At 38.1% G+C, this 14299-nt stretch carries 12 protein-coding genes; 7 read left to right on the forward strand and 5 right to left on the reverse strand.

Annotated elements, in window-relative coordinates; all coding sequences use genetic code 11:
* Positions 1 to 356 precede the first annotated feature (356 nt).
* Positions 357 to 698: a DUF6370 family protein gene (locus EYS08_RS21490; protein WP_131032040.1), complete on the forward strand. Its 342-nt coding sequence runs from the start codon at positions 357 to 359 to the stop codon at positions 696 to 698.
* Positions 699 to 818: 120 nt separating this feature from the next.
* Here the strand turns inward: EYS08_RS21490 and EYS08_RS21495 are convergent, their stop codons facing one another.
* From EYS08_RS21495 to EYS08_RS21505, 3 genes are all read right to left on the reverse strand, one after another.
* A complete protein-coding gene (locus tag EYS08_RS21495) occupies positions 819 to 1799 on the reverse strand; it encodes a polysaccharide deacetylase family protein (RefSeq protein ID WP_131032041.1) in 981 nt (326 codons plus the stop codon).
* Between the two features lie 293 nt (positions 1800 to 2092).
* Positions 2093 to 2473 carry a GtrA family protein gene (locus EYS08_RS21500; protein ID WP_131032042.1) on the reverse strand — a complete coding sequence of 127 codons (381 nt, stop codon included), beginning with the start codon at positions 2471 to 2473 and terminating at the stop codon, positions 2093 to 2095.
* Between the two features lies 1 nt (position 2474).
* Entirely contained in the window at positions 2475 to 4115 is a 1641-nt protein-coding gene (locus EYS08_RS21505) for an ArnT family glycosyltransferase (RefSeq protein ID WP_131032043.1), read from the reverse strand.
* An 83-nt stretch (positions 4116 to 4198) separates the two neighbouring features.
* Here EYS08_RS21505 and EYS08_RS21510 point away from each other — a divergent pair, with 83 nt between their 5' ends.
* The 3 genes from EYS08_RS21510 to EYS08_RS21520 all read left to right on the forward strand — a co-directional run bounded on the left by EYS08_RS21510 (position 4199) and on the right by EYS08_RS21520 (position 6657).
* Positions 4199 to 4915 carry a pyridoxine 5'-phosphate synthase gene (locus EYS08_RS21510; protein ID WP_131032044.1) on the forward strand — a complete coding sequence of 239 codons (717 nt, stop codon included), beginning with the start codon at positions 4199 to 4201 and terminating at the stop codon, positions 4913 to 4915.
* A 97-nt stretch (positions 4916 to 5012) separates the two neighbouring features.
* Positions 5013 to 5933, forward strand: a complete 921-nt coding sequence (locus tag EYS08_RS21515) for an EamA family transporter (protein ID WP_131032045.1) — start codon at positions 5013 to 5015, stop codon at positions 5931 to 5933.
* Between the two features lie 160 nt (positions 5934 to 6093).
* On the forward strand, positions 6094 to 6657 hold the full coding sequence (locus EYS08_RS21520) for a hypothetical protein (RefSeq protein ID WP_131032046.1): 564 nt from the start codon (positions 6094 to 6096) through the stop codon (positions 6655 to 6657).
* 236 nt (positions 6658 to 6893) lie between these two features.
* Here EYS08_RS21520 and EYS08_RS21525 read toward each other — a convergent pair whose 3' ends face one another.
* Entirely contained in the window at positions 6894 to 7742 is an 849-nt protein-coding gene (locus EYS08_RS21525; protein WP_131032047.1) for a hypothetical protein, read from the reverse strand.
* 342 nt (positions 7743 to 8084) lie between these two features.
* On the opposite strand from EYS08_RS21525, the gene gcvP reads away from it, so the two are divergent.
* The 3 genes from gcvP (at position 8085) to EYS08_RS21540 (ending at position 13082) form a co-directional block, all read left to right on the forward strand.
* Positions 8085 to 10961, forward strand: coding sequence for an aminomethyl-transferring glycine dehydrogenase (gene gcvP, locus EYS08_RS21530; RefSeq protein WP_131032048.1), 2877 nt, complete (start codon positions 8085 to 8087; stop codon positions 10959 to 10961).
* A 141-nt stretch (positions 10962 to 11102) separates the two neighbouring features.
* A complete protein-coding gene (locus EYS08_RS21535) occupies positions 11103 to 12356 on the forward strand; it encodes a serine hydrolase domain-containing protein (protein WP_244216013.1) in 1254 nt (417 codons plus the stop codon).
* A gap of 138 nt (positions 12357 to 12494) precedes the next feature.
* Entirely contained in the window at positions 12495 to 13082 is a 588-nt protein-coding gene (locus tag EYS08_RS21540) for a YceI family protein (RefSeq protein WP_057931152.1), read from the forward strand.
* Between the two features lie 408 nt (positions 13083 to 13490).
* On the opposite strand, the gene EYS08_RS21545 is transcribed toward EYS08_RS21540, so the two are convergent.
* A complete protein-coding gene (locus EYS08_RS21545) occupies positions 13491 to 14258 on the reverse strand; it encodes an MBL fold metallo-hydrolase (RefSeq protein ID WP_208745926.1) in 768 nt (255 codons plus the stop codon).
* Between the last annotated feature and the right edge of the window lie 41 nt (positions 14259 to 14299).

Consider the following 14299-nt stretch of genomic DNA (forward strand, 5'->3'; position numbering starts at 1 on the left):
ACTAGCTATAAAGATATGATAGACTGCTTTCTAAACCTTGCTTGGGAAAACCTGCTTTAATCAGTGTGCGGCTATCTTTTAAACTGTTTATTAATAAATACTTGCGGCAAATTTAACGACCGCTAATAGGAGGATATAGCTAAGTTTTTATACTTTTATAAAAAAAAGCTTCTGAGAGGCGTTAATTTAACTAAATAGAAACCGCAAATTCTCAGGACAGGCAACTTCTTTTGCCCATAAAAAAAGAAAAAGCTTCCAAAGCCACTTGAAAAAGGGTTTTATTCATAGGAGGTTTATTTCACAACGGATTGTGATTCTTTTGCTGCTGAAAACTTACATTTGAAAAAAGAAAAGAGATGAAAAAAATAATATTTGTATTAGTTCTTGGTGTATTTGTAGTTGCTGCAAATGCTCAAACTGCTCCTAAAAAAGCTGAATCAGCAAAAGTAATCACCAAACAAACGGTAGATATTGCTTGTGGCGAATGTCAGTTTAAAATGAAAGGTAAAGACTGCGAGTTAGCAGTGAAAATAGATGGCAAATCTTATTTTGTTGATGGAAAAGGTATTGATGATTTTGGTGATGCCCATGGCGAACATGGTTTTTGCAATGCCGTGAGCAAAGCAGAAGTTACCGGCGAAATTGTAAATAACCGTTTTAAGGCGAAAGAAATAAAGTTGTTGGCGGTTAAGAAGTAATGGTTTTACCGCAAAGAACGCAAAGCTTTTCGCAAAGTGACGCAAAGCTAGATTAACCTATGCACCCAACTTTGCGTTCTTCGTGCCTTTTTCTCTGTGCGCTCCGGTTAAAAAAGCAGGCTATTCAAATTCCTTTCCCAAACCCTGTCTTAAATCGAAAAGTAACCATTGTTTGCTTTTCACATCTGCCTGTCTGGTTTTTAATAACTGGATAAAATCTTTCACACCGATTTCTTCATTCCCGTTACCGTGGATCAATACAATACTGCCCGTATTAGGCTGTTGTCCTTTGGCAAGCCAGGCATCACTGCCAATAGGAATTAATCCGTAGTCCTCGATCTTTTCTACAATGGTCTTATCCGATACCAAACCGGGGAAACGGAAAAATACAGATGGGGTTAAACCATTTTTGAGCATCAGTTTTTCATTCTCCAATACTTCCACATCTAAATTGGTTCCAGGTGCCAATAGAAAGTTTTCAGCTAAGGGCAACTTATTTACTTCGTGGTTGTAGGTATGGTTTACCCAGGTGATATTCAGCTCTTTTTTCTCTACCAGACTTTTAAGCCAGTTCAGGTCATCCTGATGTTTCAGCATCCATTTACCAGAAACAGAAATCGCGAGTGGGGCAGGTTGCTCTATCTTTTTAAATTCATCGAAAACAGACTGGAAAATAATTCTATCCAGGGCTTTATGCGATGGACAAAGATCGATCGTTAAGGCAATGCCCTTTTCGTTCGGAATGGCATGATCAATCCCTGCATTTTGAAGTTGTAGATCTTTAGCGGCCGCGGCTTCTATTGATTTAACATAGGCTATGTTTTTGAAAATCGCCAATACATTCTGGAACTGTAAGCCGCTTGTGGTATAATTACTGGCAAGATCTACTTTGGTATCTAAAGTTTTTGGATTCACCAGCAATAAATATTTTTGATTATTTGCTAAAAAACTTCTGATTGCAATCAGCTTCTCATTAGCGCGGGCGGCTGTAGCAAAGTTCACCTTGTAACGCTTGATATCATCAAAATTCTGTGCAAAAATTTTAACATCAAAAAAGCAAATGGAAAAAATAATGAGGAGCAAAGATTTAGATAGCTTCATATTTCCTTATTTAAAATCTTTCTAATTTAAGGCAAATCCATTATCTTTACAAACATCGCCATGAACAAAGAAAAAGTAAAATTATGGTTTAAGCGGGTGGGGCTAGTTGGGTTTTTATTCTTCCTGATTAAAGGATTAATATGGCTCGTGGTGTTCTATTTTATTGGCAAAAACGTCACTTAAATTGGTTCATTTGTTCACTGGTCATTAGTTCATTAATCCGCGCAAACTGCATAAAGCCACCGTCGTGCTGATTTCTCTTAATGTTCTTAATCTCTTAATGGTGAAGAAATCTACCTAAATGTAAACAGCATATTCGCTAAGAAATTCCAAACAAAAACAATTACAATCGCGAAGAATTTGGCTACGTAAAAATTGGTGCCGTTTTTCCTTTGGTGAAACAGGTAAATAATAAACGTATTTAATCCTAAACCAATTAAACTCACTACCAAAAATTTACTAAATTCTGTTCCCCAATGCGTATTGGTGCTTTCGAAAGTCCAAACCCGGTTAATCAGGTAATTATTGGTTACAGCTAAAGTAAAGCCAATGGCATTGGCAATGTATTTGTTTATTTTGATTTTCTCCTTACACAACCAGGTTGCACCAAAATCTATGGCCATCCCAAGGAAACCTGTTAATCCAAATTTTAAGATGCGGGAAAATAAATCCATGTCAATGTATTTTAACCAGATAAAAGTGCTCTAAAACCTGTGGGCGTGTTTTCACGTTTAAAAATTTACCCGTTAATTTCGTGGTATGAAAATATTCAAACGATTTTAGAATTTCAGCATGGTACTCGCTTTTTAGTTTTGCCAATTCCTGCTCTGGAATGTATATAACCAAGTCTTTTAGGCTTTTTGATTTGTCGAGATCTGTATAATTATGGAAATATTTTACTTCCCCAGGGGCATAAAAATCAAAAGAGAAGGCATCTATATAGTTTAATACTGCAGGTTTAGCCGTGGGATAATTTTGCTTTAACCAATTACCGGCCTGCATACCTGATTGATATTTTAAAAGGGCCGGGTAGAAAAAAATGAAGAGAAATATCATTAATCCAACTGATAAAAATGCACTTCTGGCAATGATGGCTTCCAATAAAATGCCTTTAAACAACAAGAATGCGATAACGAGAACAACGATCAGAATCCCGATAATTAAATATGGGTTTTCAAATCCAAAGAAAAAGGCTAAGACAGAAAGTAAAGCAATAACCAAAATGAAAATGATATTCTGTATAAAAAAGAAGGCTTTTAAACCTTTGCTGCCAAGCTTCCTTAAATACAAGGCTGTGATGATCGAAAACTGAGGAAAGATGATCAGGATATAATGCGGCAACTGAAATTTAGAAAGCGAAAAGATCAGAAAAGTAACCGCTGCACTTGCCCAGATCATAATGCTTTCGGGAGCTAAAGCAATTCTATTTTTTCTTTTAAACAGATTTACAACGGCCGTATAAAATAATACAGACCAGGGGAGAAATGCCCAAAGGGTGGTATGCAAGAAGAACGAAATATCCCCTTTACCTTTAATTGGCCCATTGTTAAAAAACCGTCCAAACTGGCTGTCCCAAAAGAAAAATTTTAAACCCGAAACACCTGTTCTCTCGAAAACAATTTTTTCGGGATGCATATCGAATTGCATGTAAAGCGAATACAGCTCGGGGGTAATAAAAACAAAAATTAAAAGGATAGCGACATACCATTTTGGTTTTATAAGTTGCTTGTATTGTTTTGTAAACAACCAATAGATGATAAAGCCTGCAAATACAGGAATCAGTACAAAAATACCTTTGATCAATATCGCACACGCCGCAAAAAATGAGCCTGCTACAATGTGCCAGAAAGAATTTTGATGTGCTTTATAATAATGGTAAATAGATGCTAATGTAAAGGTGGTAATATAAATTTCGGCCCTAACATCAAAAGTAGAGGTGATGATATGTAATGCACTTAGGAAAATTACCACACTGATCAATCCGGTTTTTTCATCGTATATATCTTTGGCTAATTTGTATAAATACCACGCGCCCAGTAAACCGAACAGAAATGATGGTAATTTATAGGCGAAGGATGAGATTCCGAAAATTTTAAAGGATGCTGCAGAAATCCAAAATGTGAGGTGGGGTTTATCCAGCCAGTCGGCCCCACGGCCATAAAGATTAAACCAATCTTTAAACAGAATAATGTTTTTAGACATGGAAGCATACAATGCACCATCGGGCTCCATCACGCCACTAAAAAGCGCTGGTATACTCGCAATTGCAAGTAAAACGATCAGGAATTTATATAGGGTTGTATCTTTTAAGTTCATTTATAAGAAGCAAATATGAGCAAAAAAAAGTCAAATTTTTTCAAGGTTTAAGATTAACAAAGGCAAAGCCTTATCTTTGCTACATGACAAAGTTATCGGTTAATATCAATAAAATTGCTACACTCCGCAACAGCCGGGGTGGTAATAATCCTGATCTGGTTAAAGTTGCATTAGATTGTGAACGTTTCGGTGCGCAGGGAATTACCGTGCATCCACGCCCTGATGAACGCCATATCCGCTACCAGGATGTTTACGATTTAAAGGCTGTTATTGCTACAGAATTTAATATTGAAGGAAATTGCAAAGAAGATAAATTTGTTGATCTGGTTTTGGCCAACAAACCTGCCCAGGTTACACTGGTGCCTGATGCCGAAGGTCAGATTACCTCTAACCACGGTTGGGATACAGTTAAACATAAAGACTATCTGAAAGAAATGGTTGCTGTTTTCCAAAAGGAAGGCATTCGCGTTTCTATTTTTGTAGATCCAGTTGTGGAGATGGTTGAGGGAGCGGTAGAAACCGGAACGGACCGGATTGAATTGTATACCGAGGCTTACGCACATAATTATTTTGCCGATCGCGAAAAAGCCGTTATAAGTTATATTGCTGCGGCACATCATGCCAACAAATTAGGCTTGGGAATTAATGCGGGGCATGATCTCGACTTACACAACCTACATTATTTTGCACAGAGCATCCCAGGTTTATTAGAAGTTTCTATTGGTCATGCGCTGATTAGCGATGCGCTTTATCTGGGCTTGGAAACTACCATTCAGAAATATTTACAACAACTGGTTTAGTTTTTAACCGCAAAGTACACTAAGAAGTGCACAGAGAAACAGAGCCTCTGCGTACTCGGTGAAAAACTCTTTTTCTCTGTGGTTAGATAATGTACATATGTTAAAAGGAATTCTCCTTGTTTTTTTTGGTGCCTGCAGTTTTGGTATCCTTTCTACTTTTGTTAAACTGGCTTACCACGAAGGTTATACGCTGGGTGATGTTACAGGAGCTCAGGCTTTCTTTGGTGCCGTAATTTTATGGGTGCTATTTTTCTTCCAAAGCAGAACCGCTGGTTATAAAGCCAAAGCAATCGTGATAAAAACTCCTTGGTGGAAAATGGTGCTGGCTGGAACATGTACAGGCCTGGTAAGTATATTCTATTACCAATGCGTAAAGCTTGTGCCCAACTCAGTTGCGATTATTCTGTTAATGCAGTTTATCTGGATGAGTATTTTAATAGAATACCTAATCTTTAAAAAGAAACCAACGGGCTTGCAGCTTCTGGCTATTTTATTGGTTTTAGGCGGAACGGTTTTGGCCAGCGGAATGGCAGAAACAAGTATCAGGAGCATGGATTTAAAAGGGATTGGTTTCGGTTTATTGGCTGCAATTTCTTATGCAGGCTTTTTGCTGTTAAGTGGACGGATTGGAAATGAATATGCTCCACTGCAAAAAAGTGCCTTGATGATTACCGGTGCCTGTATATTGATCTTCATTATTTTTCCGCCAACATTCTTGTTTAATGGTGCTTTAAATGGTAGTTTATTAAAATGGGGATTGATTATCTCAGTTTTTGGTACGGTTATTCCGCCTTTATTCTATGCAGAAGGCGTGCCCAGAATCGGAACAGCCATAAGTTCGATACTAAGCGCTGCAGAGTTACCTGTTGCCGTAATGATGGCGGGTTTTGTCTTACAAGAGCAGGTATCGTTTTTAAGGTGGGTTGGCGTTGTAGTAATTTTATCAGCGATGGTTTTGCCGAATCTGAAATATTTAAAAAAAAATAATCTCGTTTTTACCACAAAGTACACAGAGTGAAGGCGCAGAGGGCACAAAGCCGGGCTATTATTTTTAACAATTAAGGATGTAAGGTGCTTGAAGTCTCTGTTTTCTCTGTGAAAACTTAGTGCGCTCTGTGGTTTATATTGGTTCTATATCAAAAAATTAAATATCTTTAAAAAGCATAAAGCATATACACATGAAAAAACTTACTATTTATATTTTATCCTTTATCATCATCGGATTAGCCGCATGTAAAACCAAAACTACCATCAATCAGGACGAGGCTGCTGAAGTAATTACCGATTATTTAAAAGCCAATCCCGAATATAAAACCGCTAGGTTTAATTTTGGGGAGATCAAATTCAACAGCACAAACGATATGTTCGAGCTTGGGAAATATAAATCCTTAGCGAGTAAAGGCTTGGTGACATTAGATTTGAAAACAGCTAAAAAGAAGTTCCTTTCAAAAGATAGTAGTTTCGTTTACCAAATTACCTTAACCGATAAAGCGAGCCCATTAGTTTTAAAGCAAGATGGCGATAAAGCGACGGTAAAAGTTGTTGAATATGTTTTAGCAGATGAAAAACCTGTAGATTTTGCTCAGGTAAACTCAAGTACTGCAAAGGTTACCGTATCACTTAAAATGACTACTACTGATTTTGAACCTTTTGATAAAGATGCCAATAAAAACAGCAACTTCATTACCAAAACTTATAAATTAAAATTGAGTAAAGATGAGGGCTGGAAGGTGCAGAAGTAGATTTAAAGACTAAAGACCAAGGATAAAAGTGTAATACCTATTGCGCCCTGCAACATCTATTTCTTGTAGGGTCAGAAGTTTTTAAACCCGACAGCAGTAGAAATCCTTTTTGTTTGCATCAACCTTCAATATCAGCATGACAAGGGAGTAACAAAAAGATTGTAGCGGATGGCGGGAACACACTTGAATTTTAGCACGGCCATTGCTTTCCAACTAATAAGATATACGAAAATTAATTACGAATTCTTTTTCTGAAGATAGGTTTTAAGCTTCTTAAAAAAATCTACTTTTTTAGGCCTTTCCTTACCGTTATGGGTTAAATTGTTGTCGTAATGGTTTAGCAATTCTGCAGCGTAATCTTTTTGAGGTTGACTACCCGACTTTAATACCTCGATAAACCGAATGGCATTGTGATTTAATGTACTGTTAAATGAAACGGCATAATACTCGCTACGTTCAGTTGGATTTCTATTATTGTTGATTTCCGCTGCACCGTTTTCTGCAAAGTAATCGGCGTGAAGAATAAGCGGGTTTATTTTTTTCAATCTCTTCGTACCTTTGCGCTCATTCCGCCATGGATGTTCTTTTTTATAAAGCTGTGCAAGAAGAAAATCTTTTTTCCAAAGGGTAATCTGGTGCGACATTAAATAATTTGACGCCTCATTATCGATCTCTGCAATATTAAATCCTTCGATAAAATTAGTGGTTTCTTTAGTTTTGTAAACACTAGAACTGTGGAGTTTTACCTGTTGCCAATCGTTTTTAATTGCCTGTTCGAACAGCGCTGTAAAGAACATAGGATTTACGGGTTTACTTAACCACATATCTTCCTGGAAGTAGAGCACATATTCTTCGTCTATATTACCTAACAACGTTACCAGGCGATCGGCCCATTCGCCTTTGCCCGATTTGATGTTCGTAAAGCCATTCACATCAGCGTTTTTTGCTTCTGTAGCGAAATAATAATTGCAAGGTATTTTAAAATCCCAGTTTTCTGAGAAAGTGTAATCAAAACCTTTATAAAGAAATTCATAACTATCGCAGGCATGAACTAAAAGTGCGACGTTATTTTTGCAAGTTGACATAAAAGAACACAGGTAAGTAGGTTTCAAATTTACGAAAATGCTTTTTTCTTTCCTTAGGTAGCTGATATTTTACGTTGCAGCTGCTTATTGTTTCGGCTCAGCAGGATGCAAAAAGATTGAAGTTAAACCTGGCGACAAACTTAAATTTCGGGACAGCCATTGCTTTCCTAATAATGAATTATTCAAATAAAAATGAACAAACGTTTGTCTTCTTGTTTGTGCACAAAATCTACCTATTTTGTCGCTTTTGAGTATAAATAGGACACCTTTTTTACACTGATTGATAGTGAAATACAGCTTCGTTTTTGCTACCTTTGCACGCAAATTTATTATTCATACCGCATGAGCTTAAATATCCATTACAAGGAAGATTTTCAAAATCGTCATATTGCACCAAATGAGGCAGATACAGCCGAAATGTTGCAAGCTGTTGGCGTAAATTCTATCGATGAGCTGATTGAACAAACTGTTCCGACGGCAATTAGGTTAAAACAACCTTTAAACTTGCCTGCAGCAAAATCAGAAACTGAATATCTTGGTGCTTTAAAACAAACTTCATTGTTGAATAAAGTTTTCAGAAGCTTTATCGGACAGGGTTATTATGATACCATTACCCCAGGTGTAATTTTACGTAATGTATTCGAAAATCCAGGATGGTACACACAATATACACCATATCAGGCAGAAATTGCACAGGGCCGTTTGCAGGCTTTGTTAAATTTCCAAACCATGGTTATCGATTTAACCGGAATGGAAATTGCCAATGCATCTTTATTGGATGAAGGCACTGCTGCTGCAGAGGCGATGTTTATGCAATATAGCTTGCGTAAAAATCAGGCGGCTAAAAAGTTCTTCGTTTCGGAATTGCTTTTCCCTCAAACGATCGATATTTTAAAAACACGTGCTAATCCTTACGGCATTGAACTGGTGATCGGAAGTCATTTAGATTTCGTAGCTACTGAAGATTTCTTTGGTGCAATTGTTCAGTATCCTGCAGGAAACGGTGAAGTTTTCGATTACAAAGACTTCGCATCGGCATTGCACAATCAAAATATTAAATTAACTGTAGTTGCCGATATTTTAAGCTTAACCTTGTTAACGCCTCCAGGTGAGTGGGGAGCTGATGTGGTAGTAGGTACTACACAACGTTTAGGTATACCAATGGGTTTTGGTGGGCCGCATGCTGCATTTTTTGCGACTAAAGAAGAATATAAACGTAACATCCCTGGTCGTATTATCGGTGTAACCATTGATAGTCACGGCGATTATGCTTTACGTATGGCTTTGCAAACCCGCGAGCAGCACATTCGTAGAGATAAAGCAACATCAAATATCTGTACTGCGCAGGCATTATTGGCCATTATGGCTGGTTTTTACGCAGCTTATCATGGTCCGAAAGGATTAAAAGCAATTGCAGAACGTACACATGGTTTGGCTATCAGCTTAGCTTCTACGTTAAAAGGTTTAGGCTTTGAACAGTTAAATTCTGCTTATTTCGATACGATCCGTTTCGATTTAGGCGATTTAAAAGGTGGTATCCACTCAGGATGTATCGATAACGAAATCAACTTAAATTATGTTGGTAATGTTGCCACCATTTCTTTCGATGAAACCAGCACTTTCGAAGATGTAGCGTTAATTGCTAAAATCTTTGCTAAAGTAAAAGCTATAGCGGCCGATCAGGTTGAAGTGGTAGAAAATGTAGACACAGTTATCCCTGCGTCATTACAACGTACTTCAGCTTATTTAACACACCCAATCTTTAATCTGCACCATTCAGAACATGAAATGTTGCGTTATATCAAATCATTAGAAGCAAAAGACTTATCTCTTTGCCACTCGATGATTGCTTTGGGTAGCTGTACCATGAAATTAAATGCTACAGCCGAGATGATTCCGGTTACCTGGTCTCACTTTGGTCGCATCCACCCGTTTGCACCTGCCGATCAGGTATTGGGTTACTATTCTGTTTTTAACGAACTGGATAAATGGTTAAGTGAAATTACCGGTTTTGCCGCAATGAGTTTACAGCCAAATGCTGGTGCTCAGGGCGAATATGCAGGTTTAATGGTTATCCGCGCTTATCACCACGATAGAGGCGATTTCCACCGTAATGTGGCGTTAATTCCTGCTTCGGCACACGGAACAAACCCTGCTTCTGCTGCAATGGCCGATATGAAAATTGTTGTAGTAAAATCTTTAGAAAACGGTAATATCGACGTTGAAGATTTAAAAGCGAAAGCAGAATTACACAAAGACAACCTATCGTGTTTGATGGTAACTTATCCATCTACTCACGGTGTGTTCGAAGAAAGCATTATCGAAATCTGCGAAACCATTCACGCTAATGGCGGACAGGTTTATATGGATGGTGCTAACATGAATGCACAGGTAGGTTTAACAAGTCCGGCCAATATCGGTGCCGATGTTTGTCACTTAAACTTACATAAAACTTTCTGTATCCCTCACGGTGGTGGTGGTCCTGGCATGGGCCCAATCGGTGTGGCAAAACACCTGGTTCCTTATCTTCCGGGTCATGCAGTGGTTGATATTGATAAAGGAAAATCTATTTCGGCTGTTTCATCTGCACCATGGGGTTCGGCTTCGATCCTGATTATCTCTCATGCTTATATTGCCATGATGGGGGCTGAAGGATTAACCAACGCTACCAAATATGCTATTTTAAACGCAAACTACATGAAAGCGCGTTTAGAGCAACATTATCCAGTGCTTTATTCAGGGGCTCAGGGGCGTTGTGCACACGAGATGATTTTAGATTGCCGTTCGTTCAAAGCTTTCGGAATCGAAGTAACTGATATTGCTAAACGTTTAATGGATTACGGTTTCCATGCACCAACGGTTTCGTTCCCGGTTGCGGGTACCTTGATGGTTGAGCCTACAGAATCAGAGCCTAAACACGAGTTAGACCGTTTCTGTGATGCCTTAATCGCGATTAAAAACGAAATTACCGCTGTAGAAAACGGTACTTTAGATAAAATAGATAACCCATTAAAAAATGCACCTCATACGGTTTCGGTAATTACCGCTAACGAGTGGGATCATGCTTATAGCCGTCAAACAGCTGCGTTCCCACTTCCTTACGTGTTAGAACGCAAGTTCTGGCCATCAGTTGGTCGTGTTAACGATAGCCATGGTGATAGAGCATTAATCTGTGCTTGTCCGCCAATTGAGAGTTATTTAGAAGAGATAGTTCCTTAAGGTTGAGGGTAGAAAGGTAGAGGGTTTAAGGTTTTCCTTTCCATCGCCTTAGTCCAAATGCCTAGGTTTGTGTCCTCACAAACATTTTGATCTGCAAGTTTTATGAATTAGTTTCATAAAGCTTGCAGATTTTTTTTGGAAATGAATGTCACTTTTCCATCGGAGGCAGCAGCCCTGCCACTCGCTTCAATCTTTTTGTGGATTCCCCATTATCGTCATTACAAAGAGGAACAACGAAGCAATCTTTACAGTGGTTTGTGCAGTGTAACCACAAAAGAAATTCCTACGTCTAAGGACATAAACAAAAAATATACGATGAAGATTTTTTTTAAACTCACGGTGATATTCGTCCTGGCAGCTACTTCGGTGCTTGCGCAAAATCCAGAACCTAAGATAGACAGTTTGCTCAATAATTTGTTTAAAGATAAAAATGGGCCAGGGGGTGTTTTTATGATAGCAAAAGGAGGGGTGCCAATATATCGGAAAGCTTTTGGAAAGGCCAATTTGGAACTTGCATTTGATATGACACCTGAAAATGTATTTCAGCTAGGTTCTTTAACCAAGCAATTTACAGCTGTAGCAATTTTGCTTTTAGAAGCACAGGGGAAATTAAATACAGCGGATCCTATTGCTGAATATATTCCCGACTACCCTTTTGGGGATGAAATTACTATTCACCATTTGTTAACACATACTTCCGGTATAGCTGATTTTACAAAGATGAAATCGCTCCCGGAAATTGCTCAGCAGGATTTGACTCCAAAACAAGTGGTCGATTTCTTTAAGAATGAACCAAGAGCCTTTAAGCCAGGAGAGAAATTTGAATATAATAATGCTGGCTATGTAATTCTAGGTTATGTTATTGAGCTGGTTTCCGGACTTTCTTACGAAAATTTCATCACCAAAAATATATTTGAAAAAGCAGGTATGATCAGTTCGCGCTACGCCAGCGATATTGCCATTATAAAGCACCGGGCCTATGGTTATCAAAAAAAAGAGATCGGATACCAAAATAAAAAGAATATCAGTTTTAATATTCCCTTTTCTGCAGGCTCACTAATGTCTACAGTTGATGATATGCTAAAATGGCAAAATGTCTTAAACCAAAATTTAATTCTTAATGTCGCTGTTCTTAATAAAGCCTTTAAAAAGTATAAATTAATTAATGGCGATAATATTGACTATGGTTATGGTTGGCATTTAAAGGAAATTAACGGAATTGCTGTGAGGGAGCACGGTGGGAGCATTTTTGGATTTAAAACTATGAGCGTTTACTTTCCTAAAGAAGATATTTTAGCAATTGGATTAAGTAATTGCGATTGTAATTCTCCAACGCAAGTTACCAGAGATATCGCATTTTTAGTTTTGGGAGCGCGAAGAATAAACAAAAAATAGATTAAACCATGCTATAATAATGCAGTCAATAGAATGACTTTAAATAAATCCGAATATTTTTGAAAAAACTTAACATAGGTCAATAACAGTAAATCGGGAGTTAGTCTATATTTGTATCAAATTTTAAAAAACCAGAAAATGAAATTAAAAATTAGCTCAATTTTTTTATTAGTGGCAGTAGTAGCATTGTCAGCTTTTAAAAACCCTACTAAACCAGTAACTTATACTGTAGATGCAGCAAAGTCAACCATTACTTGGGTTGGTAAAAAAGTAACCGGTTCTCACAACGGAACTGTAGCTTTACAATCAGGTACCTTAGCCGTTAACGGTAAAAGTGTAACTGGCGGTACATTTGTAATTGATATGGCTTCAATTAAAGATGCTGATGGAAGCGCTAAATTAGAAGGTCACTTAAAAGCAGACGATTTCTTCGGTACAGCTAAATTCCCAACTTCAACTTTCGTAATTACTAAAGTTGCTGGTTCAGGTGCAAACGTAACTGTAACAGGTAATTTAACCATTAAAGGCATCACTAAACCATTAAGTTTTCCTGCAACTGTAACAGTTAATGCAGATGGTACAGCTTCGGCTTTAGCAGGTAAAATCGTTGTTGATAGAACTAAATATGACATCAAATATGGTTCTAAATCATTCTTCGATAGCATTGGCGACAAAGCAATTGATGATAACTTTGAATTAGCTGTTAAATTGGTAGCTAAAAAATAATTATTTCCGTCTCAGAAAAGGAGAGCTCAGGCATTTGTCTGGGCTTTTTTTGTTTAACCGCAAATAGTGCTAAGTTTTTACCACCGAGTGCATCGAGTTTTACACAGAGGAGCACTGAGACTCTATAGCTATAAGCATCCAGCTCTGTGTGCTTTTGTGTCTTTCTCCATGGCCTCTGTGGTGGTAAAAAGATTCTCTTTTGTTTAACCACAAAGAGCGCTAAGTTTGACGCGAAGGAGCACGAAGTTTTTATCACCGAGCCACTGAGTTTTACACAGCGTTTTAAGTTTAGATATGCACCCAGCTCTGTGGTCTTTGTGTCTTTTCTTTGTGATCTCTGTGGTAAAAAGAAACTCTGCGTGCTTTGCGCTTCTTCTTTGTGCGCTTTGCGGTAAAAAACGAGTGGGCTTATCTAATCCTAAATCCGCCTTCAACAGCATCAACAAAACCAGTTGCTGCGCTTTTGCCATGGTAGAACAAACATTCCCAGTTTTCTTCGGCTGCTCTTTTACCAAACTCCTTGCGTAATTCCATTGCCTTACGGCCATCGAAATCATATTTGGCAATAAAGTTTTTAACCAGTTCTTCAGGTTCAGGCAGTACATCGCCACCAAAAAATATCTTTTGTTTACCTTCGGTTAAAAGGAAAACCTGGTGGTTGGGACAGTGTGCACCTGTAAATTCGTAAGCAATGGTTTCATCCAATACGCCATCACCCTCTACAAATTTTAATTGTGCATTGCGTTGTACAAAATCGAAAATATCGGTATGGTAAGAAGATGAAGTGCTGCTAAATGCCGTTTCCCACTCACCACGGTTAATTATATATTCAGCATCAGGGAAACTTAATTCAACTTTATCGTTGCCCTGTTTATGGATCATGCCCCCAGAGTGGTCGTAGTGTAAGTGCGACATTAACACTTTGGTTACATCAGTCGGATCAAAACCAGCGTTGCGGATGTTTTTGTGCAAAATCAGTTCGCCATGGTCGTCACTAAATCCTAAACCCGTATCAAAAAGTACGAGGTCGTTCTTCAGCTCAACCAAAAAAGGCTGAACGTTAATGAATAGCGATGCGGGTCTGTCTTTAAAATGATGTACGGCGGGGTCGAAAGGAACAAATTTCTTTGTTGCATCAACAGAATAGGTACCTTCGAATAGGGTGTGGACTTGCAAAATGTAGATCTTTAATGTTTCTACAAAGGTAACAATCTAAA

Origin of the sequence: Pedobacter kyonggii (assembly GCF_004310665.1) — a bacterium.
Classification (GTDB): Bacteria; Bacteroidota; Bacteroidia; order Sphingobacteriales; family Sphingobacteriaceae; genus Pedobacter; species Pedobacter kyonggii.

Bases quoted from the DNA above. Each gene is read 5' to 3' on its own strand.
- EYS08_RS21490 (WP_131032040.1), top strand. From the start codon at position 357: ATGAAAAAAATAATATTTGTATTAGTTCTTGGTGTATTTGTAGTTGCT.
- EYS08_RS21495 (WP_131032041.1), bottom strand. From the start codon at position 1,799: ATGAAGCTATCTAAATCTTTGCTCCTCATTATTTTTTCCATTTGCTTT.
- EYS08_RS21500 (WP_131032042.1), bottom strand. From the start codon at position 2,473: ATGGATTTATTTTCCCGCATCTTAAAATTTGGATTAACAGGTTTCCTT.
- EYS08_RS21505 (WP_131032043.1), bottom strand. From the start codon at position 4,115: ATGAACTTAAAAGATACAACCCTATATAAATTCCTGATCGTTTTACTT.
- EYS08_RS21510 (WP_131032044.1), top strand. From the start codon at position 4,199: ATGACAAAGTTATCGGTTAATATCAATAAAATTGCTACACTCCGCAAC.
- EYS08_RS21515 (WP_131032045.1), top strand. From the start codon at position 5,013: ATGTTAAAAGGAATTCTCCTTGTTTTTTTTGGTGCCTGCAGTTTTGGT.
- EYS08_RS21520 (WP_131032046.1), top strand. From the start codon at position 6,094: ATGAAAAAACTTACTATTTATATTTTATCCTTTATCATCATCGGATTA.
- EYS08_RS21525 (WP_131032047.1), bottom strand. From the start codon at position 7,742: ATGTCAACTTGCAAAAATAACGTCGCACTTTTAGTTCATGCCTGCGAT.
- gcvP (WP_131032048.1), top strand. From the start codon at position 8,085: ATGAGCTTAAATATCCATTACAAGGAAGATTTTCAAAATCGTCATATT.
- EYS08_RS21535 (WP_244216013.1), top strand. From the start codon at position 11,103: ATGAATGTCACTTTTCCATCGGAGGCAGCAGCCCTGCCACTCGCTTCA.
- EYS08_RS21540 (WP_057931152.1), top strand. From the start codon at position 12,495: ATGAAATTAAAAATTAGCTCAATTTTTTTATTAGTGGCAGTAGTAGCA.